Annotated in this window: 18 protein-coding genes; 9 read left to right on the forward strand and 9 right to left on the reverse strand. The window is 68.5% G+C overall.

The features are described from left to right. Positions 1-679 precede the first annotated feature (679 nt). The 8 genes from Aiant_RS21125 to rpmH all read right to left on the reverse strand — a co-directional run bounded on the left by Aiant_RS21125 (position 680) and on the right by rpmH (position 7396). A complete protein-coding gene (locus Aiant_RS21125; RefSeq protein ID WP_189332013.1) occupies positions 680-1750 on the reverse strand; it encodes a ParB/RepB/Spo0J family partition protein in 1071 nt (356 codons plus the stop codon). Then, entirely contained in the window at positions 1747-2709 is a 963-nt protein-coding gene (locus tag Aiant_RS21130; RefSeq protein WP_280528274.1) for a ParA family protein, read from the reverse strand. Before Aiant_RS21130 ends, Aiant_RS21125 begins: the two co-directional genes overlap by 4 nt. A 1179-nt stretch (positions 2710-3888) precedes the next feature. Next, a complete protein-coding gene (rsmG, locus tag Aiant_RS21135; protein ID WP_212847119.1) occupies positions 3889-4839 on the reverse strand; it encodes a 16S rRNA (guanine(527)-N(7))-methyltransferase RsmG in 951 nt (316 codons plus the stop codon). Position 4840: 1 nt separating this feature from the next. Next, on the reverse strand, positions 4841-5443 hold the full coding sequence (locus tag Aiant_RS21140; RefSeq protein ID WP_425322683.1) for a Jag family protein: 603 nt from the start codon (positions 5441-5443) through the stop codon (positions 4841-4843). A gap of 138 nt (positions 5444-5581) precedes the next feature. Next, entirely contained in the window at positions 5582-6610 is a 1029-nt protein-coding gene (yidC, locus tag Aiant_RS21145) for a membrane protein insertase YidC (protein WP_189332011.1), read from the reverse strand. A 1-nt stretch (position 6611) separates the two neighbouring features. Beyond that, positions 6612-6869, reverse strand: coding sequence for a membrane protein insertion efficiency factor YidD (gene yidD / locus Aiant_RS21150; RefSeq protein ID WP_189332010.1), 258 nt, complete (start codon positions 6867-6869; stop codon positions 6612-6614). Beyond that, a complete protein-coding gene (gene rnpA, locus Aiant_RS21155) occupies positions 6866-7222 on the reverse strand; it encodes a ribonuclease P protein component (protein WP_189332009.1) in 357 nt (118 codons plus the stop codon). The genes yidD and rnpA overlap by 4 nt, the downstream gene beginning before the upstream one ends. A 36-nt stretch (positions 7223-7258) precedes the next feature. Beyond that, a complete protein-coding gene (rpmH, locus tag Aiant_RS21160; RefSeq protein ID WP_014695313.1) occupies positions 7259-7396 on the reverse strand; it encodes a 50S ribosomal protein L34 in 138 nt (45 codons plus the stop codon). Positions 7397-7952: 556 nt separating this feature from the next. On the opposite strand from rpmH, the gene dnaA reads away from it, so the two are divergent. The 7 genes from dnaA to Aiant_RS21195 all read left to right on the forward strand — a co-directional run bounded on the left by dnaA (position 7953) and on the right by Aiant_RS21195 (position 16714). Continuing rightward, positions 7953-9758, forward strand: a complete 1806-nt coding sequence (dnaA, locus tag Aiant_RS21165) for a chromosomal replication initiator protein DnaA (RefSeq protein ID WP_189332008.1) — start codon at positions 7953-7955, stop codon at positions 9756-9758. A 1444-nt stretch (positions 9759-11202) separates the two neighbouring features. Continuing rightward, the gene (gene dnaN, locus Aiant_RS21170) at positions 11203-12336 is read left to right on the forward strand and encodes a DNA polymerase III subunit beta (RefSeq protein ID WP_189332007.1); all 1134 of its coding nucleotides are present in this window, start codon (positions 11203-11205) and stop codon (positions 12334-12336) included. Between the two features lie 39 nt (positions 12337-12375). Next, positions 12376-13248 (forward strand): phosphogluconate dehydrogenase (NAD(+)-dependent, decarboxylating), encoded by an 873-nt coding sequence (gene gnd, locus Aiant_RS21175; RefSeq protein WP_189332006.1) that lies wholly within the window; start codon positions 12376-12378, stop codon positions 13246-13248. Between the two features lie 3 nt (positions 13249-13251). Continuing rightward, positions 13252-14382: a DNA replication/repair protein RecF gene (gene recF, locus Aiant_RS21180; RefSeq protein ID WP_189332005.1), complete on the forward strand. Its 1131-nt coding sequence runs from the start codon at positions 13252-13254 to the stop codon at positions 14380-14382. 503 nt (positions 14383-14885) lie between these two features. Next, on the forward strand, positions 14886-15449 hold the full coding sequence (locus Aiant_RS21185) for a DciA family protein (protein ID WP_189332004.1): 564 nt from the start codon (positions 14886-14888) through the stop codon (positions 15447-15449). Between the two features lie 141 nt (positions 15450-15590). Beyond that, positions 15591-16109 carry a hypothetical protein gene (locus Aiant_RS21190; RefSeq protein ID WP_189332003.1) on the forward strand — a complete coding sequence of 173 codons (519 nt, stop codon included), beginning with the start codon at positions 15591-15593 and terminating at the stop codon, positions 16107-16109. Positions 16110-16564: 455 nt separating this feature from the next. Beyond that, complete coding sequence (locus Aiant_RS21195) at positions 16565-16714, forward strand: hypothetical protein (RefSeq protein ID WP_189332002.1); 150 nt, start codon at positions 16565-16567, stop codon at positions 16712-16714. A gap of 275 nt (positions 16715-16989) precedes the next feature. Here the strand turns inward: Aiant_RS21195 and Aiant_RS21200 are convergent, their stop codons facing one another. Continuing rightward, positions 16990-17556 carry a hypothetical protein gene (locus tag Aiant_RS21200; RefSeq protein ID WP_189332001.1) on the reverse strand — a complete coding sequence of 189 codons (567 nt, stop codon included), beginning with the start codon at positions 17554-17556 and terminating at the stop codon, positions 16990-16992. A 526-nt stretch (positions 17557-18082) separates the two neighbouring features. Here Aiant_RS21200 and gyrB point away from each other — a divergent pair. Continuing rightward, positions 18083-20035, forward strand: a complete 1953-nt coding sequence (gyrB, locus tag Aiant_RS21205; protein ID WP_189332000.1) for a DNA topoisomerase (ATP-hydrolyzing) subunit B — start codon at positions 18083-18085, stop codon at positions 20033-20035. 226 nt (positions 20036-20261) lie between these two features. After that, complete coding sequence (gene gyrA, locus Aiant_RS21210; protein WP_229830435.1) at positions 20262-22676, forward strand: DNA gyrase subunit A; 2415 nt, start codon at positions 20262-20264, stop codon at positions 22674-22676.

Genomic DNA, 22676 nt, shown 5'->3' on the forward strand with positions numbered 1-22676 from the left:
AGATCCGAAGCTGCACTAGCGGGTTGAGGGCCCTACCTACATCAGGACGGGTTTATTTTCGCCTCTCGCTGACCGCAGCTGTCGTCCTAAATCGACGCTCCGATGGGCCGTTATGGGGGCCACGGCGGAAGAAAAGTGCAGTCGCCGATCGGCACTCCGAGTCGACGGATCGGCAATTCGGCCGTCGACGGGTAGGCGGGGTTAGTAGTCCGCAGCGCAGCCGACGGCACCCGACCGAAAGGCAACCGCCGACAGGTTGTGGGCCGGCGTCCAAGTTGGCCGACCGATAGCCTGGCGGGCCGGTCGCCCGTGAGTCGGAGGTCGCCAGTCAGACCGGCCAGTCAGCGGGTCGGCGGCTCGGCGGGCGGCCCGCTGACGGTCAAACCCTGACAGTCAGCCGCGGACCGATAGGGATTGCGACGGCAGTGGAGTTACGGCGGAGACGGATGTCGGTATCGACGCGACGGTTGGGCGGTCGCCACCAGGAGGAAGGCTGAATCGGCCCCAGCGACCAAGCCAGACCCCAAAAGGGCCAAAACGCCCGTCAGAAAGCTCCCGAACCCGATCCCCGGAGAGGAAAGAAATCCCAGGAGAATGGCTCTGACAGAACCCGAAAACGAAGAAGGCACGCGTTGAACCGCGTGCCTTCCATCAGAAACTCAAACCGCCAGCAAGGAGCTCACTCCTCCGCCTCAGCCCGAGCCCCTTCTTCCTCGATCCCGATCATCCCGACTATCCGTTCCAGGTCATCCACCGTCGCGAACTCGATCGTGATCTTGCCTTTGTTCCGTCCGATGTCGACCTTCACCCGGGTGTCGAATCGATCCGACAACCGGTCCGCCAGATCGTTCAGAGCCGGCGCATGCACCTTGGCCCGCCGAGCCGGCGCCGCCTTCTTAGCCGGCGCATCATGCTGAGCAAGCTGAACGATCTCCTCGGTCGACCGAACCGAGAGCCCTTCCTTCACGATCCGCTCAGCCAGCTGCTCCTGAGCCTCACTGTTGCTCAGCCCCAGCAGCGCCCGAGCATGCCCGGCCGACAACACGCCAGCCGCCACCCGCCGCTGCACCTGAGCCGGCAGATTCATCAGCCGGATCGTGTTCGAGATCTGCGGCCGGCTACGCCCGATCCGCCGAGCCAACTCCTCGTGCGAGACCCCGAACTCCTCCAGCAGCTGCGAATAAGCGGCCGCCTCTTCCAGAGGGTTCAGGTTCGCCCGGTGGATGTTCTCCAGCAGCGCGTCCCGCAGCATGGCGTCATCCGGCGTGTCCCGGACGATCGCCGGGATCGTCTCCTTGCCCACCGCCTGGGCCGCCCGCCACCGGCGCTCACCCATGACGAGCTCATACCGACCATCGCCCAGATCCCGGACCACGATCGGCTGCAAGAAGCCGATCTCCTGGATCGAGGTCTTGAGCTCCTCGAGCGCCTCCTCGTCGAAGACGTGCCGGGGCTGCTTGGCGTTCGGCTCGATGGAGGACACCGGCAACTCGGCGAACCGAGCACCGGGAACCGGCGCAAGATCCTCCTGCCCCTGACCGATCGGCTCGGGCACCGGCACCGGCTGCGGCGGCGCCAAGGTGGCGGTCGACGGCAGGCCATCCGACGACACCGCAACCGCGGAAGCCGGAGCGGCCGACACGGGCGCCACCTCAACGCCGTTGTCAGAGGAGGACGAACCGGGAGCCGGCGCCGTGGGGATCAACGCGCCCAGGCCACGGCCCAAGCCACCCCGCGGACGGTTCTTCATGCCGTTCCTCCCGTGTTGACCCCGCGCACCGCGATCTCCAGAGCCGCTTCGAAGTAACTGGTTGCGCCCCTTGATCCCGGATCGTAGGTCATCACCGACTGGCCGTAGCTCGGAGCCTCCGACACCCGCACGTTCCGGGGGATCACCGCGTTCAGAACCTTGGCTCCGAAGTGGTTCCGCACGTCCTGCTCCACGGCATCGGCCAGGCGAGTACGCCGGTCGTACATGGTCAGCAGGATGGTGGAGACGTCCAGCGTCGGGTTCAGGTGCTGGCGCACCAGGTTGATGTTGTTGATCAGCTGGTTCAGCCCCTCCAGCGCGTAGTACTCGCACTGGATCGGGATCAGAACCTCCTGCGCCGCACAGAGCGCGTTGACGGTCAGCAGACCGAGCGATGGCGGGCAGTCGATGAAGACGTAGTCGAACTTCTCCGGATGTCCGTTGATCGCGCGCTGCAACCGCGACTCACGGGCCACCACCGACACCAGCTCGATCTCGGCGCCGGCCAGGTCGATCGTGGCCGGGACACAGAACAGGTTCGGGATACCCTCGACCGCCTGAGCAACCTCGGCCAGCGGCACGTTGTCGATCAGGCAGTCGTAGACGTCCGGCACACCGGCGTGGTGCGGCACGTTGAGACCGGTGGAGGCATTGCCCTGCGGGTCCAGGTCGACCACCAGCACCCGGTTGCCGTGCAGCGCGAGCGCCACCGCCAAGTTCACCGTGGTGGTCGTCTTCCCGACGCCGCCCTTCTGATTGGCGACGCAAATCACCCGTGGGTGGTCCGGGCGCGGCATGATGATCTCGCCGCTCGGGTTGAGGATCTGCACAGCTCGCAACGCTTCCATGGCCAGGGGCGGATCGTCCTCATCCACGCTCGGCGTTTCACGTGAAACATGCTCGTCGGGCTGAACAGATGCACCAGAAACGGGGACACTCGCGGCGGGCGCCGCCGAAATCGGCGAGACGGACACCTGTCCGACCGCTGGGGGACCGGACCGAGGCGCCGGCGCGGGTCCACGGAAGTCGTCCGGGTGATGTGGCGCGGGCGCGCCGTAGCCGTGGGAGGCCGCAGGACCGTACCCACCTGGGCGGGGCTGAGGAACGCCCTGCTCACCGGCGCGCAGTCCGCCTGCATTCACTCCCGACGACCGGTCGAGAGGCGACTCGGTTTCACGTGAAACACCGTACTCATGCACCGCTTTATCCCTGTTGGCTAGGAATGGGTCGGCCAGTTGATCGTGAAGGCCGGCGGGAGAGATCCGGTCCACACTATCGACGCCTGGCCAGCCTACGGCCGGCGGGCGACCGTTGCCATCTCCGTGCACAGGATGAGTCGAGCGCAACGCCGCCTCGTCACCCTCCGCGGCACCGACAAACACCATCACGCCCGACACAAGCCGCAAAGTGCCGCCATACCCATCAACCCCGCCGGTGTCCGGGCCGTCCGTTCCTGACAGGTCCGCTTCCACGCCGACCGCGTCCACAACGCCCTTTTCCGTACGCCCAGAGCCCGCACCCCGCCGTCCAACTCCCGATCCCGTCCCCCACGTTTCCCGTGAAACATCGCCATCCGCGGTCCCCGAAGAACCCCAGCCGAAACGCGACCGCCGTCCGCCCTCATCGGCAGCCGGCCCAGAATGGCGAGCGTTCCGGGAACGCCCCTCCGTGGAGCCCGGCTGCCTCCGGTTCCGCGACGCCCCCGCCTCTACGCCCGACACCCGCGCCTGGTTCCCTCGTCCTCCCCGCGGACGCGACTCAGCCTCGTCAGAAACGACGCCATCAGGCCCACGCACGCCCGGACCGGAGGACTGCGGGCAGTCGCCGGCTTCAGAGGATGAGCCAGCCACCGCGGGAGCACCGGGGGCAGCCGACGCCAACAGCCCAGACGAGCCGGCCGACGCGGGACCAGCCGAGCCCGTCGACGCGAGCTGTGCAGTCGAGGCAGCCGACGCGGAAGCACCGGGGAGAACCGACGCCACCGGCCCAGACGAGGCCCCCAGCGCGGAGGCCGAAGAGGCGTCGTCCGGGACAGCGCTACGAGGCGACGCCACGTCACGCTGCTCTGGGCGTACCTCAAATGCCTGATCGGGGCGCGCCTTGCGCGCATGCCGCTTCTTCGCACCCCGCCTGGACATCTAACCCCTCCGGTTGTTCCCCCGCCCGCCACCGCGGCCCTGATCCGATCCCCGGGCGCCCCCGGACCGGCGACCACCCGAACCCTTACCCGCACCCCGAACCGGCCCGCCCGAGCCCACACCGGAACCCGAGCCCGACCGCGCACCCGAGCCCCCCACGGCCCGCTCCTTGACGACCTCCACGACCGTCGCCGGCGGATCGATCAACCCGACCCCGCAGAGCCGGATCACCGGCTCGCCACCACCGATCCGCGCGATCGCGGCCCGGTGCTCGTCGATCTCCTCCTCCGCCGACGACCCCTTGAGCGCCAGCAACCTGCCCCCGACCCGAGCCAGCGGCAGGCACCACCCGGCAAGCTTGTCCAGCGCCGCCACCGCCCGAGCGGTGACCACGTCCGCCTCACCGACCTGCCCGACGACCTCCTCGGCCCGCCCGCGGACGACCGTGACGTTGTCCAGGCCCAGCTCGTCGACCACCTCGGTCAGGAAAGCGGTACGCCGAGCCAGCGGCTCGACCAGCGTGATGCCAAGATCCGGTCGAGCCACTGCGAGCACGATACCGGGCAAACCGGCCCCGGAGCCCACGTCTACGACAGAAGCGCCGATAGGGAATAAATGGGTGATAACCCCACAGTTGACCAGGTGACGTTCCCAGATGCGCGGCGTCTCGCGCGGGCCGATCAGCCCGCGCACCACACCCTCGGTCGCCAGCAGCTGCGCGAACTCCCCTGCCAGCGCCAGCCGATCGCCGAACACCTCCCGAGCCACGGCCGGCGGCTGCGACACGTCCACCGCGGAGACGTCACGAGAGACCTCGGCCGACGAGGACGGCGCGTTCTGCGCCAGCCCGGGACGCGCCGCATAGGACGAGGAAGAGGCGGGGACAGACGACGGCCCGGGCGTCGTGACACCCGGGCCGTCGTCACCCGCGCCGAAGCGTGGGTCGGTCATCTCACTCCGCCGCACGAACCACGATGCGACGGTTCGGCTCGACGCCCTCGGACTCGCTCTGCACCCCGGCGATCGCGTTGACGACGTCGTGCACGCACTTGCGCTCGAAGGCCGACATCGGCTCCAGGCGGACCGCCTCGCCGTGCTCCTTGACCTTCTCGACGGCGTTGCGGGCCACCGCGGCGAGCTCCTTGCGCCGAGACGCGCGGTACCCACCGATGTCCAGCAGCAGCCGGCTCGGCGAGCCGGTGGCCCGGAAGACGGCCAGACGGGTCAGCTCCTGGAGCGCCTCGAGCGTGGCGCCCCGCTGGCCGACCAGCGGCTGGAGCCGCCCACCGACCACCTCGACCATCGGACGGCCGGCCGAGACCAGCTCGTCGATGTCGCCGTCGTAGTCGAGGATGTCCAGCAGACCCTCGACGTAGTCCGCCGCGATCTCGCTCTGCCGGAACAGGTCACTGTCCGACGTGACGGTCTCCGACTTCTTCGCCTCCGCGGAGGTCTCCTCCGACGATGCGGCCGAGTCGGCCGATGCGGCCGTTTCCGCGGCCGGGGCGGCCGCGGCGGTCGACTCGGAAGCGGGGGGAGTACTGGTGTCGGTCACGGTCTCATCTCCGTTGTCACTCGGGCCGGACCGCGAGCGGTCCGCTGTTTCCCGCGCCGCCGCCATGGGGACGTGTCGCGGGGAGGTCGGTAGCAAGGGGAGCGCGCGAGGCCCGGTGAGCCGGGCCTCGCGCCGCGATCATCCCTTGGGTTTGTTCGCTGGCCGGGCGCCCTTCTTCGGATTCACCGGTTTGGCGCCGGGCTTGGGCGCGAGCGCCTTGGTGTCGACGACCGGGACGGCCGGCTCCTCGGCGTCCTTCTTCCGGCTGAACAGGCCACCGCTGCGGCCCGGCTGCACCGGGTTCTTCGCCTTCATGTCGCTGGCGGTCGCGTTCGCCGGGCGGGCGGTCGAACCGGCCTTGCCGGCCATCTGCGGCGGCGGGAACTTCCGCAGCACCCACTGCTGCTGGGCCAGGGTGAACAGGTTGTTCGTCACCCAGTAGATGACCACACCGATCGGGAACAGCGAGCCGGAGATCAGCAGCGAGAACGGGATGCCGTAGAGCATCAGCCGCTGGATCATCTTCTGCTGCGGGTCCTCGGCCCAGCCGGTCTTGAGGATCATCTGCCGGCTGGTGAGGAACGTGGTGGTCATCATCAGCAGGATCAGGATGGCGGCCAGGATCTTGACCGTGGTGCCGTTCGCGCCGAGCGCGGCGAGCTCCTCCGGGGTCGACCCGAACTTGGCGCTGATCGGGGCGTTGAACAGGTGCGCCGCCGACGCGCTGTTGAACTGCTCCAGCGACCAGCCGTAGATCGTCTTCAGATTCTCCGGGAGCGCCGGGTTCAGGTGGCGCAGCACGTGGAAGAGACCGAGGAAGACCGGGATCTGCAGGACCATCGGAAGGCAGCCCATCAGCGGGTTCGCCTTCTCGGTCCGGTACAGCTCCATCATTTCCTTCTGGAGCGTCTCCCGGTCACCCTTGTGCTTCTCCTGCAGCGCCTTCACCTTGGGCTGCAACGCCTGCATGGCCCGCTGGCTCTTGATCTGCTTGACGAAGACCGGGAAGAGGATGACGCGCAGCGTCACCACCAGGAAGAAGATCGAGAGGACCCAGGCCCAGTTGGTACCGAGCACGCGGTCGTCCGGAATGCCGATCGCGTCCCACAGGGCATGCCAGCGAAGGAGGATCCACGAAATGGCGTAGTAGATCCAGTCGAGACTCAATCTAAGCTCCAGTCACATCGGCAGGACGGTGACGGCTTGGGTCAGGCACCGGGTCGAACCCGCCAGGGTGGAAGGGATGACAACGCAGGAGCCGCCAGATCGTCAGGCCTGTCCCTCGCAGAGCACCGTGCCGCGCCAGTGCCTCCTGGGCGTACGCACTGCACGAGGGGTAGAACCGACAACGGGCCGGCAGCACCGGACTCAAGTATCGACGGTACGCGACGACGCACGCGCTCAGGAGCCGGGCAGCCAGGCTCATCGCGGCCGCCGGGGTCGACGGGCGGACGCCAGCGCGCCCTCCAGATCGGTGGCGAGGTCGGCGAACCCGGCCTGGGCGGCGGGCGGCAGTGCACGCACGACCAGTGAGGCTCCGGGCGGAAGCTCGGCGAGCAGCGGCCGGACCAGGTGGCGCAGCCGGCGCCGAACCTTGTTGCGGACCACCGCGTTGCCCACGGCTTTGGATACGACGAAGCCGGCGCGCGCCGTGGTGGCGTGCGCCGGCTCGTCGATAAGCAGGTGGACGACCAGGGTCCCGCGGCCGGCCCGACGGCCACCGCGGATCGCTGCGGCGAAGTCCGCGCTACGCCGCAGTCGCTGCGTCGCGGCCAGCACGACTACCTGGGCATTCCGGCCCGACTAACCGCCGACTCAGGCCGACAGCTTGTCGCGGCCCTTGCCACGGCGGGCGGAAAGGATGGCACGGCCGGCACGGGTGCGCATGCGCAGCCGGAAGCCGTGGGTCTTGGCGCGCCGGCGGTTGTTCGGCTGGTAGGTGCGCTTGCTCACGTCAGAACTCCGTCTTCAACTACGTCAGGGGGCATCCGCTGCAAGACGCCACTTTATCAGAGCGCGGCGGAGCAACCGCTCAACCCTACGCAGGGCGGTTGCAGCGGTCAACCATATCCTGGATCGGCACGCCGACACCGGCGATTCATCAAGCCCCGACCTGCGCACGCGTCCGGGACGGGCGGGACAGCAGTTGTAGTCCCCCCACAAGCGCTGTTAGCGTGCGCGGTTGCTGGTCTTACCCGGCCGTTCGCATACCGCGTGGCGGCGGCCAAAACCGGACAAGCAGGTGGATCGTTCGCCACGGTGAGCCTGTTTCAAGCCCGCGCCGCTACAGGCTCCGGTGATTCTGCCGACCATCCGGCCGGGAGCGCCATCGGCATCGCCACGGGTTGTGGATAACCTGTGGATAGCCGGTGGCGCCGTGCGTGTTCAGCGCGTTGACTGTGCTGGGGTTGGGGAGCCGATCGGTTTGCCTGCACGGGCGCCGACAGGCACAGCGGAAGGCCGGACACAAGGTCCACCGGGGGTCGGTGGCGATGGGGGTGGCGCGGCGGTGGCCGATCAGGTCGACCTGGGCAAGCTGTGGCAGGACACGCTCAGCGAATTGTCCGAGGAGATCGCTTCGCGGCAGCAGCGTGCCTATCTCCGGTTCACCCGGTTGCGGGCGATCGTCGAGGACACCGCGCTGCTGTCGGTTCCGGACGCGTACACCCGCGACGTGATCGAGCTGCGCCTGCGCCCGGCGATCACCGAGGCGCTCACCCGCCGGCTGAACCGTCCGATCCAGGTGGCCGTCACGGTTCGCCCGCCGGAGGACGGCAGCGGCATCCCGGGCACGGTCTACGGCACCCCGGTCCAGCCGGAGCCGCAGGTCCGCCCCGAGCCGCAGCCGATGCACTACTCGGACGCGCCGCGCCCCGCCGACCCCAGGCCGTATCAGCCGGAGCTGCCGACATACCCGGCGGAGCCGCCCTACCAGCCGCCCACCTTCGGACCGCCGGAGCACGCACCGGAGCAGTACCCGACCGGATCCGCGCAGCACTCCGCCCCGCCGCCGGCGCCCTTCGTGCGCAACGACGGGCAGGAGGCGCTCTTCGCCGACCCGATGCCGGCCATGCCGCCCGCGCACACGCCGCCGCCGGTCAACCGGTCGACGCCGCCGCGCACCCCGGAGAAGAACGAGCTGCCCAACGAGCTCGGTCCGGCCCCGATGCAGAACAACCGCCGGGACGACCCGATGCCGAGCCGGGCCGGCGACAACGGGCCCGGCCGCCCGCCGGTCGACCTGCGCGGTCCCGGCGCCTCGCCGCGTCCCGGCGGGCAGGACGGCAACCGGCTCAACCCGAAGTACATGTTCGAGACGTTCGTCATCGGCTCGTCCAACCGGTTCGCGCACGCCGCCGCGGTCGCGGTGGCCGAGTCGCCGGCGAAGGCGTACAACCCGCTCTTCATCTACGGCAGCTCCGGGCTGGGGAAAACGCACCTCCTGCACGCCATCGGTCACTACGCCACCACCCTGGGCCACGCGCGCTCGGTGCGCTACGTCTCGACCGAGGAGTTCACCAACGATTTCATCAACAGCCTGCGGGACGACAAGACGCAGGCGTTCCAGCGCCGATACCGCGACGTCGACATCCTGTTGATCGACGACATCCAGTTCCTGGAGAACCGCGAGCGGACGCAGGAGGAGTTCTTCCACACGTTCAACACGCTGCACAACGCGAACAAGCAGATCGTCATCAGCTCCGACCGGTCGCCGCGCCAGCTCGCGACGCTGGAGGACCGGATGCGCACCCGCTTCGAGTGGGGCCTGCTCGCCGACATCCAGCCGCCCGACCTCGAGACGCGTATCGCGATCCTCCAGAAGAAGGCCGCCCAGGAGCGGATGTACGCACCGGACGACGTGCTGGAGTTCATCGCGTCCCGGGTCTCCAACTCGATCCGCGAGCTCGAGGGCGCCCTGATCCGGGTAACCGCGTTCGCCAGCCTCACCCGCTCCCCGGTGCAGCTCTCGCTGGCCGAGGAGGTGCTGCGCGACTTCATGCCGGACGGCGCCGGCCCGGAGATCACCGCTGACCAGATCATGGTCTCCACCGCCGACTACTTCGGCGTCTCCCTGGAGGACCTGCGCGGACACTCCCGCAGCCGGGTCCTGGTCAACGCCCGCCAGGTCGCCATGTACCTCTGCCGCGAGCTGACCGACCTCTCCCTGCCCCGCATCGGACAGGCCTTCGGCGGCCGCGACCACACCACGGTCATGCACGCCGACCGCAAGATCCGTCAGCACATGGCCGAGCGCCGCTCGCTCTACAACCAGATCGCCGAGCTGACCAACCGGATCAAACAGCAAAACACCTGATTTCCGTACGCCCTGGGCCCGCCCCACCCGCAGCGTCCACGTCCCGCCGAGCCACCCCGGCCCGGCGGCCCCCGGATCGCTTCCGGCCGCCGGGCTGAATCCCCACCCCCGGTCGCTCCGGTCCCGCCCTCGCACGCCCCGTCGACGGACGATCCCCGCCCCGCCCCCGGAGTCACCGTCCACAGCCACGCGAGCCGCCGCCCTCGCCGGCACCGGCACGTCCGTTCTCCACAGCCGCCGCGCCGCTCCACAAAGATCATTCGCCGCCGAACCGGCCGCCGCGCCCGTCACCCGTTCGGATCGAGTTACCCACAGGCACCTGTCAACGGCATTGAGCTGGGAAAACGCACTTTACACACCGGTTATCCACTGTTTTACCCCGGCTTTTCCACAGAACCGTCCCCAGTTTCGCGCCCGAGCTGGGGATATTGCCGTTCCTCAATGCCAACTTTCTAGGGCGCAAAACTCGAAGTTGTCAACGGTAGAACGGACCCGTTTCGTGCCAACGTTATCCACACTAATCCACAGGCATCCACAGGCGTTCTCCCCAGACAGTGGACAACGCCTCGCCCGTACCCCACAGATGTGGAGAACTTCTGGGGATATCGATGTGGATAAACCCAGACGGGTGACTCGTTAGTCAGCTGCCTGTGGAGGAGTGTGGATTACCTGTTGAAGGTTCTGGGGACAACGGACCGCCGACCCCGCCGCGCTGTCCACAGGTCGGGGGATAAAACCGGTGGATTACCGGTGGATAGCCTGTGGACAACGGTGGATAACCCTGTGCGCGGCACGTGACTGTGGATGCGCACCCGGGTTTGTACCCCGGTTTCCCACATGTGAATCACCGGTGGATAACCCCGTCACCAGCGAAAACGCTGGTTTTCCACACTATGCACAGGACCTATGAAGACGACTAGTTATTTCTCTAAGAGGACTAAAAAGCAATCATCAGCGTGTGGAAGGTCTGCTGGCTGCCTTCCGGCTCGCTGAGGTCAGGGACAGAGCAGCACCAGAAGCAAGGGCTGATCGAGCTGTCGCCTCGCAGCGAGAGCACCAGACCGCTCCGTCCTTCGCGGACGGCCTCGCCCTGGAGCGCGGAGCGCCCGGTACCCGGGAGGGCAGGACGGGAAACCGGCCTGTCGCCGACCGGACCGCCGCTTGCCGAAGATGTGACTACCGGCTACGCCTGAATACCGGGAAGCTATGTCTCGATCCGCTCACCACCGCGGCCGGGATCGCACCGAAGACCCCGCCTCCCTCGTTCCGGCGATGGGATCCCTCTCCGGTGGCGGGATCCGCCTCGTTCCGGCGATGCGGTTCGCCTTCGGCCGCCGGGGCCGGTTCGCTTCGACGAGACGGGGTCGGGCACACGTGAACACCGTCAGCGCCATAGAGTTTCAGTGGGGTCGACACCCCTAGAGGAAGCATCGCGGAGGACAGCATGAAGTTCCGGGTGGAGCGAGACGCGCTCGCCGACGCCGTGGCCTGGACAGCCAAGAGCCTGCCCAGCCGGCCGTCAGTGCCGGTTCTCGCCGGTGTCCTGCTGCGAGTCACCGACGGCCGCCTGCAGGTCTCCGGCTTCGACTACGAGGTCTCCAGCCAGGTCTCCGTCGAGGTCCAGGCGGACGCGGACGGCGCCGCGCTGGTCTCCGGCCGCCTGCTCGCCGAGATCACCAAGGCGCTGCCCGGCAAGCCGGTCGACATCGCCGCCGTCGGCGCGCACCTCGAGCTCGTCTGCGGCAGTGCGCGTTTCACCCTCCCCACGATGCCGGTGGAGGACTATCCGACCCTGCCGGACATGCCGTCCAGCGCGGGCACCGTCGACGCCGCTACGTTCGCCTCAGCGGTTTCCCAGGTCGCCATCGCGGCCGGCCGGGACGAGACGCTGCCGATGATGACCGGCGTCCGGATCGAGCTGAACGGCTCGACCATGGCGATGCTGGCCACCGACCGCTACCGGCTGGCCATGCGCGAGATCGAGTGGACCCCGGACGACCCGGAGATCAGCCTGAACGCGCTGGTCCCGGCGAAAACCCTGAACGACACGGCCAAGGCGCTCGGCCCGCTCGGCGGCTCGGTGACGCTGGCACTGGCGCAGGGCAACGCCGGCGAGGGCATGATCGGTTTCGCCGGTGGCACCCGGCGCACCACCAGCCGCCTGCTCGACGGGGCGAATTACCCGCCGGTCCGCTCGCTCTTCCCGACCTCGCACAACGCCGAGGCCCGGATCGGGGTCTCCGCCCTGGTCGAGGTGGTCCGGCGGGTCGCCCTGGTGGCCGAGCGCACCACCCCCGTGCTGCTCAGCTTCAGCGAGGACGGCCTGGTGGTCGAGGCCGGCACCACCGAGGAGGCGCGCGCCAGCGAGGCGATGGAGGCCGAGTTCACCGGCGAGGCGCTGACCATCGGCTTCAACCCGCAGTACCTGATCGACGGCTTGCAGAACCTCGGCGCTCCCACCGCGGTCTTCTCGTTCGTCGACGCGTTCAAGCCCGCTGTGATCTCCCCCGCTGGCGAATCCGGCGAAATCATCCCGGGATACCGCTATCTGATCATGCCGATCCGGGTAACGCGCTGATACTGAGCGAGGAACATTCGCACTTCTAGGGGGAAGACCATGCAACTCGGCCTGATCGGTCTCGGCCGGATGGGTGGCAACATGCGGGAACGACTTCGTGCTGCCGGGCACGAAGTCGTCGGATTCGACCAGAACCTGGATGTAAGCGACGCCACCAGCCTGGCCGATCTGGCCGAGAAGCTGGCCGCGCCGCGGGTGGTCTGGACCATGGTGCCCTCCGGCAAGATCACTGAGGAGACCATCGACGCGCTCGCCGAGGTGTTGTCCCCCGGCGACATCATCATCGACGGCGGTAACTCGAAGTTCACCGACGACGCCCCGCGGGCCGAGCGGCTCGCCAAGAAGGGCATCAAGTACATGGACGTCGGTGTCTCCGGCGGCGTCTGGGGCAAGACCAACGGGTACGCCCTGATGGTCGGCGGCGACAAGGAGACGGTGGCGCACTGCATGCCGATCTTCGAGGCGCTCAAGCCGGCCGGCGAGTTCGGCTTCGCCCACGCGGGCGGTCCGGGCGCCGGTCACTACGCCAAGATGGTGCACAACGGCATCGAGTACGGCCTGATGCACGCGTACGCCGAGGGCTTCGAGATCCTCGAGGCCTCCGAGCACGTGGACAACGTGCCGGCGATCATCAAGAGCTGGCGCGAGGGCAGCGTCGTCAAGTCGTGGCTGCTCGACCTGCTGGACCGGGCCCTCGACGAGGACCCGAAACTGGCCGGCATCAAGGGCTACGCGGACGACACCGGCGAGGGCCGGTGGACGGTCGACGAGGCGGTTCGTCTCGCCGTGCCGGCGCACGTCATCTCGGCGTCGCTGTTCGCCCGGTTCGCCTCGCGGCAGGACGACTCGCCCGCGATGAAGGCGGTGGCCGCGCTGCGCAATCAGTTCGGCGGCCACGCCGTCAAGCGCTGACCCATGCACGTACGCCGGGTCGAGCTCGTCGACTTCCGTTCCTACGAGCGGGTGGCCGTCGACCTCGATCCCGGCGTGTCCGTGCTGGTCGGGCAGAACGGCATGGGTAAGACGAACCTCATCGAGGCGCTCGGCTACGTGGCCACTCTGGACAGTCACCGGGTGGCCACCGACGCTCCGCTGGTGCGGTTCGGCGCGACCTCGGCGGTGATCCGCTGCGCGATCGTCCACGACGGACGCGAGCTGCTGGTCGAGCTGGAGATCGTCCCGGGCCGGGCGAACCGTGCCCGGCTCAACCGGTCGCCGGTACGCCGCCCGCGTGAGGTGCTCGGCGCGCTGCGGATGGTGTTGTTCGCCCCGGAGGATCTGGAACTCGTCCGCGGCGATCCGTCCGAGCGCCGCCGGTACCTCGACGACCTGCTCGTCGCCCGGCAGCCCCGTTACGCGGGGGTGCGGGCCGACTACGACCGGGTGGTCAAACAACGGAACGCCCTTTTGCGTACGGCGTACCTGACCCGCAAGGTGGGCGGCAACCGTGGCCAGGACCTCTCCACGCTGACCGTTTGGGATCACCATCTGGCTCAGTACGGGGCGGAGCTGCTGGCCGGCCGCCTGGAACTCGCCGCGGCGCTGGGCCCGCACCTGACCAAGGCGTACGACGCGGTGGCGGCCGGCAAGTCGGCGGCCTCGATCGCCTACGCGTCGCGGCTCGGCGACGACCTGACCACCGATCGTGCGGCGCTGGAGGCGGCGCTGCTCGCGAAGATGCAGGAGCGCCGGACGGCCGAGGTGGAGCGCGGCACCACGCTGGTCGGCCCGCACCGTGACGATTTGCTGCTGTCGCTCGGTGAGTTGCCCGCCAAGGGGTATGCGAGCCACGGGGAGTCCTGGTCGTTCGCGCTGGCTCTGCGCCTCGCGGCCTACGACCTGCTGCGCTCGGACGGGATCGAGCCGGTGCTGGTGCTCGACGACGTCTTTGCCGAGCTGGATGCGGGGCGGCGGGATCGGCTGGCCGCGCTGGTGTCCGATGCGGCTCAGCTGCTGGTGACATGCGCGGTGGCCGAGGACGTGCCGGCGGCGCTGCGCGGGGCGCGTTTCGACGTGACCACCGGGACGGTGAGCCGTGCCTCCTGAAACGCTTGTTGCTGCCGAGCCGGTTGCCGCCGTGCGTTCTGAGACCTCTGTGAACAGCCTGTGGACAACTGTGTGGGCGGTTTGCGGGGAACCGCAATCCTTTGCGGAGAATGCGGCGCGGGTTGGCGTGGGCGTAGGCTTCCGGCGGAGATCTAGTTGCCGTTTCGAGGGTCTCAGCGGGCCGCTGGGCGCGGTGACGGGCGACGAGGTGGGTCGGCCAGGGGCGAGCGACTCCGGCGGGGCTGGTGCGCCTGTTGACGGGCTGGCGGCCGACGGCGGAGATCGTGGTTATCCACAGGGGGTGGCGTGATGCCGGGGGATACGCACGGCAAGCCCGCAGCCGACAGCGGATCACCCACCGGGCCGGGAGCCGGGCCCGGGGCTGGACCGGCAGGCGCGAGCCGGGCCGGTGCTGGATCAGGAGCCGCGAGCCGGAGCGGTGCTGGATCAGGAGCCCGGCCGGGGCCAAGGCTGTACCGGGAGTTGCAAGCCGGGCTGAGGCTGTGCCGGGAGCTGGGTCCGGGGCGGGAGCGGGTGCGGACGGCGGGGCGCCGGGGCTGGAAGCGGGGAAGGCCGGGCCGGAGTTGGCTCGGGCGGTGCTCGATGCGGCTCTGGCGCGACGGCGGGAGGCTGCCCGGCAGCCGCGTAAGCGGACCGGGGGCGGCGGTGGTGAGCGGCGGCTGCGGGGTTACTCCGGGCCGGGGCCGGATCCGCGGGACCCGCAGCTGTTCGGGGCGGTGCTCCAGCGCCTGATGAAGACCCGTGGGTGGGAGAGGCCGCGCGCCGAGGCCACCGTCTTCGGTTCTTGGGAGAAGGTGGTCGGGCCGGACATCGCGGCACACAGCCGCCCGGTGCGACTCGACGCCGGGGTGCTGACCGTGGAGGCGGAGTCGACGGCCTGGGCCACCCAGTTGCGGATGCTGACCGGCAAGCTGCTCCAGCAGATCGCCGGCGAGGTGGGACACAACGTGGTCACCCGGCTGAACATCCACGGTCCGGCGGCGCCGTCCTGGAGCCGGGGTCCTCGCCGGGTCCAGGGCCGTGGGCCCCGAGACACCTACGGCTGACCGGCCCCTGGCGCGTTCACGGTTACACGCTGTGTGCCGATCCCCGCACAGTTGGCCACGATTATTGTGTTTTCGGCGAACTTCATGAGGAAGTTTTCGCTGGTGTGAAACCAGAAGTGAGTGGGATGCGTCGTAACAGACATGGGGATACGACGGCTGCTGGTGCTGCTACTCCTCGTGCTGGGCGCGGTGCCGGTGGCGTCGAGTCCGGCCTGGGCGTGTTCGTGCGGGGTGTCCGGAGGGCTGGACGGCGCTGACCTGGCTTTCGTCGGCGTGGTGCGTTCGGTGCAGGCGGCCGGTCGCGGGGAGCGGGTCGAGTTCGCCGTGGAGTCGGTGCTCAAGGGCTCGGCGGGCGACGTCGCGACGGTCCGGACCGCGGAGACCGAGTCGGCGGCGTGTGGGGTCCAATTCGCCCAGGGCGGCCGTTATGAGGTGTTCTCCGAGGCCGGCCGGACCAACCTGTGCAGCGGAAATCAGATGGTCAGCACCGGTTTCCACAGCGGCGACCGGCCATCGGCCCGCAGCGCGATGCGGTGGCCGATCATCCTGGCGCTCGGCGCCGGCGTCCTGCTCCTCGTGATCGGCGGCGAGCTGTGGTGGCTCTCCCGCCAGCCCCAGGTTCTCGCCGAACCAGGTCGTCGAGCCTCCAGCCCGGCCTGACGAGCTCTGCCGCCGGCACGACCGTTGCGCGGCCGCCGGCACGACCGTTTGCGCGGCTGACCGCACGACCGTTTGCGCGGCTGGTGGAGCGGGTCGTTGCGCGGCCGGTGAGAGGGAGAAGCGCGGCCGGTGAGAGGAGTAGCGCGGCCGCGGTGGCAGTTGCGGCAGAGCGACCGTTGCGTCCGGTCGCAGCCGGAGCGGGAATTACAGGCGGCCGTGCGCGGAGCGATGATTGTGGCCGATCGCAAGGCGCAGCAGGCGTCGTGATCGGCTGCAGAGGATTCGACCGCTGCGGTCGATCGTGGGGCGGCCGGATCGCAGCCGGTCACCGACCGGGCGACCGTTGCGGCGAATCGCAGGCGGAGCGGAGATTGCAGCTGGCCACTGTTGAAGCGATCGTTGCGGCGGGCCGCAGGCGGAGCGGGAATTGCGGCTCGTCACGGTGGGCGTGGCCCTTGCGGCGGGTCGTGGGCCGAGCGGAATTGTGGCTGGTCACGGTCGGCGAGGCCGTCGCGGCGGGGATGCAGGCGGAGCGGGGACTGTGGCTGGTCGCGGTGGGCGAGGCCGTCGCGGCCGACCGTGGGCCGAGCGGGAATTGCGGCTGATCGCGGTCGGCGAGGCCGTCGCGGCGGGGATGCAGGCGGAGCGGGGACTGCGGCTGGTCACGGTCGGCGAGGCCGTCGCGGCCGGCCGTGGGCGGAACGAGAGCTTGGGCTGGCAGGGCACGGGGGTTCGGTGACCACCCGCGGACAATGAAGGGTGCGGAGATCGCCCTGGACGCGCCAGCGGCCAGATCTCCGTGCCCGGCCCGCGCGGGAGCATGCGATCCGCACCCGAGCGGACCCGCGTAAAAGAGGATCTTGAAGTTGATCTTCCGTTTTTAATAGTCAGCGAAGACGGCGAAACCGCGTTCGGCGCAGCGGCGATAGAAACCGGCCAGGATCGCCAGCTCGGTGCGGGCGAAGCTCCAGTGTGGGGCGTTGCCGGCGTCGTCGCGCAGGGCGGCCAGGCGGTGGTCGAGCCAGCGCAGCTGCTGCTCGGGGAGCCGGCCGCCGGCGATCGCGGTGCGCATCACCGCGGCGACCGTGTCGAAGGTGACCAGGTCGCCGAATTGCTCGTGGCCCTCGACGAAGCGCTCCAGGCCGCCGGCGATCCAGGCGCAGCCGTCCGGGTCGATCACCGGGTCCTCGTCCTCGGCGGCCGCGTCGGTGGCGTAGAGCACGCCCTCCAGGCCGAGCAGCAGGTCGACCAGTTCGGTGTAGGCGGTCGCGCGCACCGTGCCGGTCTTGGCGATGTGCAGCGCGAGCGCGCCGGTCGGCGCGGCGATCTCGGAGGCGTCGGCGATCGCGCCGAAGTCGACGAACTCGGCGGGAGCCACCGGGTCGTAGTACTGACCCGTGCGCGGCCAGTGCACCGCGACGTTGTCCAGGCCCTTGTCGTGCGCCATCGGGCAACCCTTCCTCGACCTGACCAAGCGATCTGTTCGGCCGTGCACGGCCCGCGCGGGCGAGGTTACGACACCGTCGCCTGCCGCTGACAGGCAGTGTGGCAGTGAGTTCGCGCCTCGCCCGGCAGGCGCGCCCGGCCCGCAGCGTTGCCATTGTGCGGAGGGGCTGTTCCGTGTAGGGGGAGACGTGGGAGGCAGGCTCAATCGCGCTACGGGACTCTCAGGCACCCGGAAGGGGTGCCGGACCCTCGCCAACTCGCTTCGGCGGAGTAGAATCGACAGCGACCGGGAAAACTGTGCTTGACGGTGCCGGGGCTGTCACACGCAGCCACGTTCGTCACGCTACGCGGTTTTTCCAGCCGATCACGATCCGCGGGCTGTCCGCGGCGACCGGCGTGCACGGTTCCACCGGTGGTCCGCTCTTCCCGCGGTGTCATCTCCGGTGCGTCGTGCGCGCTGATCGCCGCTGGTCGCCTGCCAACCCCGTGCGGGGCCCGTTGGGTCCGGTGCGAGAAAGCGGCCGAGGGTGGCAGAGAACAATCAGGAGTACGGTGCCGATTCCATCACCGTTCTCGAAGGCCTTGAAGCGGTTCGCAAACGTCCCGGCATGTACATCGGCTCCACCGGCGAGCGGGGTCTGCACCACCTGATCTGGGAGGTCGTGGACAACGCCGTCGACGAGGCGCTCGCCGGCTTCTGCGACACGATCGACGTGGTCCTGCTGGCCGACGGCGGTGTCTCGGTCACCGACAACGGCCGGGGTTTCCCGGTCGACCTGCACCCGAAGCTGAAGAAGCCGGGTGTCGAGGTGGCGCTGACCGTGCTGCACGCGGGTGGCAAGTTCGACAACCAGGCCTACAAGGTCTCCGGCGGTCTGCACGGCGTGGGCGTGTCCGTGGTGAACGCGCTCTCCACCAAGATGGCCGTGGAGATCCACAAGAACGGATTCGTCTGGCGGCAGAAGTACACCGCCTCGGTCCCCGACGAGCTGGTCAAGGGCGAGCCCACCGAGACCACCGGGTCGACCGTCCAGTTCTGGCCGGACCCGGACATCTTCGAGACCGTCGAGTTCGACTTCCAGACGATCTACCGCCGGCTCCAGGAGATGGCGTTCCTGAACCGCGCCCTCACCATCAACTTCACCGACAGCCGCCCGGCTTACGCGGACGAGAACGGTGAGCCCCGCAAGGTCACCTTCATGTACGCGGGCGGCATCTCGGACTTCGTCCGGCACCTGAACGCCACCAAGAGCGCGATCCACAAGACGGTGATCGAGTTCGGCGCCGAGGACAACGAGGCCGGCATGGGCGTCGAGATCGCCATGCAGTGGAACGAGTCGTACGGCGAGTCGGTCTACACCTTCGCGAACCGGATCAACACGCACGAGGGCGGCACGCACGAGGAGGGCTTCCGGTCCGCGCTGACGACCATCGTCAACAAGTACGGCATCGAGAAGAAGTTCCTCAAGGGCGACCAGAAGCTGTCCGGTGAGGACATTCGTGAGGGTCTCGCCGCGATCATCTCGGTGACCCTGCGTGAGCCGCAGTTCGAGGGTCAGACCAAGACGAAGCTCGGCAACACCGACATGAAGAGCTTCGTGCAGAAGGTGGCGAACGAGCAGCTCGCCGACTGGTTCGACCGCAACCCGGCGGACGCCAAGCTGATCATCACGAAGGCCGACCAGGCGGCCCGCGCCCGGATCGCCGCGCAGCAGGCCCGCAAGCTGGCCCGGCGCAAGTCGCTGCTGGAGTCCGGCTCGATGCCGGGCAAGCTGGCTGACTGCCAGTCCACCGACCCGCGTGAGACCGAGCTGTTCATCGTCGAGGGCGACTCGGCCGGCGGCTCGGCCAAGCAGGGCCGGTCCAGCAAGTACCAGGCCATCCTGCCGATCCGCGGCAAGATCCTGAATGTGGAGAAGGCCCGGATCGACCGGGTGCTGAAGAACAACGAGGTCCAGTCGCTGATCACCGCGATGGGCACCGGCATCCACGACGAGTTCGACATCGGCAAGCTGCGGTACCACAAGATCATCCTGATGGCCGACGCCGACGTCGACGGCCAGCACATCCAGACGCTGCTGCTGACCCTGCTGTTCCGCTTCATGCGGCCGCTGGTCGAGCAGGGGCATGTCTACCTGGCCGCCCCGCCGCTCTACAAAATCAAGTGGAACAAGCGGGGCGACGACGCGCAGTACGCCTACTCCGACCGGGAGCGGGACGGGCTGATCGCGCTGCGGCAGCAGAAGAAGCCGAACGCCAAGCCGGATGACATCCAGCGGTTCAAGGGTCTCGGCGAGATGAACTTCCACGAGCTGTGGGACACCACGATGGACCCGGAGACGCGGACGCTGCGCCAGGTGACCCTGGACGACGCCGCGGTGGCCGACGAGCTGTTCAGCGTGCTGATGGGTGAGGACGTCGAGGCCCGGCGGTCCTTCATCCAGCGCAACGCGAAAGACGTCAGGTTCCTCGACATCTGATCGTGCGGTGGTCCTGACGCGATGGTCACGTGTCCACAGATGAGGGCACCTTTCCACAGTGTTATCCACAGCAATTCGCGGGTCTTTGGCCGAATTTGTCTGGCTTCACCTTGAGTAAGGGTTAACAGTGACTGACATTCCCGAACCCCCTGACGGCGACGCTTCCCCGGAGGAGACCGGCGGCGGTGTGACCCAGCGCGTCGAGCCGGTGGGTCTCGAGGTCGAGATGCAGCGGTCGTACCTCGACTACGCGATGAGCGTCATCGTCGGGCGGGCCCTGCCGGACGTCCGGGACGGCCTGAAGCCGGTGCACCGCAAGATCCTCTATGCGATGTACGACGCCGGCTTCCGGCCCGACCGTGGGTACGTGAAGTGCGCCCGCGTCGTCGGCGACGTGATGGGCAACTACCACCCGCACGGTGACTCGTCGATCTACGACGCCCTGGTCCGGATGGGTCAGCCCTGGTCGCTGCGGTACCCGCTGATCGACGGCAACGGCAACTTCGGCTCGCCGGGCAACGACCCGCCGGCGGCCATGCGTTACACCGAGTCGAAGCTGTCCCCGCTGGCGATGGAGATGCTGCGGGACATCGACGAGGACACCGTCGACATGCAGGACAACTACGACGGGCGGACCAAGGAGCCGACGATCCTGCCGGCTCGCTTCCCGAACCTGCTGGTCAACGGCTCCGAGGGCATCGCGGTCGGGATGGCGACCAAGATCCCGCCGCACAACCTGCGGGAGATCGCGGCCGCCGTCCAGTGGTGCCTGGACAACATCGACGCGGACGAGGCCACCACCCTCGACGCGCTCCTCGAGATCGTCAAGGGCCCGGACTTCCCGACCTACGGCCTGATCGTGGGCCAGCAGGCCATCCAGGACGCGTACCGGACCGGCCGCGGCTCGATCCGGATGCGCGCGGTGGTCGAGGTCGAGGAGGACCAGCGGGGCCGGCCGTGTCTCGTGGTGACCGAGCTGCCGTACCAGGTGAACCCGGACAACCTCGCCGAGCGGGTGGCCGAGCTGGTCAAGGAGGGCAAGCTCACCGGCATCGCGGACATCCGGGACGAGTCGTCCGGGCGTACCGGTATGCGGCTCATCCTGGTGCTCAAGCGTGACGCGGTCGCCAAGGTGGTGCTGAACAACCTCTACAAGCACACCCAGCTCCAGGAGACGTTCGGCGCCAACATGCTGGCACTGGTCGACGGGGTGCCGCGGACGCTGAACCTGGCGCAGTTCATCCGGTACTACGTCGAGCACCAGATCGAGGTCATCCGACGGCGGACGGCGTACCGGCTGCGCAAGGCCGAGGAGCGCGCGCACATCCTGCGCGGTCTGGCCAAGGCGCTGGACATGCTCGACGAGGTCATCGCCCTCATCCGGCGCTCGCCGACGGTGGAGGACTCCCGCCAGGGCCTGATGACGCTGCTCGACGTCGACGAGATCCAGGCCACCGCGATCCTCGACATGCAGCTGCGCCGGCTGGCCGCCCTGGAGCGGCAGCGGATCATCGACGAGCTGGCGAAAATCGAGCTGGAGATCGCCGACTTCAAGGACATCCTGGCGAAACCCGAGCGGCAGCGGGCGATCATCTCCGAGGAGCTCGGCGAGATCGTGCAGAAGTTCGGGGACGAGCGGCGTACCCAGATCATCCCGTTCGACGGCGAGGTCTCCATGGAGGACCTCATCGCGCGCGAGGACGTTGTGGTGACCATCACACGTACGGGTTATGCCAAGCGCACCAAGGTCGACATGTATCGATCGCAGAAGCGCGGCGGCAAGGGCGTGAGCGGCGCGACCCTGCGTCAGGACGACATCGTCTCGCACTTCTACGTCATCTCGACGCACGACTGGATGCTGTTCTTCACGAACAAGGGCCGGGTGTATCGGGCGAAGGCGTACGAACTGCCCGAGGCGAACCGGACGGCCAAGGGCCAGCACGTCGCGAACCTGCTGGCCTTCCAGCCGGACGAGCACATCGCCCAGGTCATCCAGATCCCGAATTACCAGGTCGCGCCATACCTTGTGCTCGCCACTAAGAATGGTCTGGTGAAGAAGACCCGCCTCGACGAGTTTGACTCCAACCGCAGCGGTGGCATCATCGCCATCAACCTGCGGGAGGATGACGAGTTGGTGGGCGCGGCGCTGGTGGCACCCGAGGAGGATCTCCTCCTCGTGTCCAAGCACGCCCAGGCGATCCGCTTCAACGCGACCGACGAGGCGCTGCGGCCGATGGGACGGGCGACGTCCGGTGTGATCGGCATGCGGTTCGGCGACAACGACGAGCTTCTCGCCATGGAGGTCGTCCGCGAGGGCCTCGATGTGTTGGTTGCCACCAACGGTGGGTATGCCAAACGCACGCCGATCGAGGAGTATCCGGTACAGGGGCGCGGCGGCAAGGGGGTGCTCACCGCGAAGATCACGGAACGTCGTGGTGGACTTGTCGGCGCTCTGGTGATCAGCCCGGAGGATGAACTGTTTGCCATCACCAGCAATGGTGGTGTCATCCGGACTCCCGTGAAGCCTGTACGGCGCACACGGGATCGGAACACAATGGGGGTCAAGCTGATGGACCTCCCTGAAGGTGTAACCATCGTGGCGCTTGCTCGCAATGCCGACGAGCCTGACGAACAGGACTAG

Source organism: Actinoplanes ianthinogenes (genome assembly GCF_018324205.1).
GTDB lineage: Bacteria > Actinomycetota > Actinomycetes > Mycobacteriales > Micromonosporaceae > Actinoplanes > Actinoplanes ianthinogenes.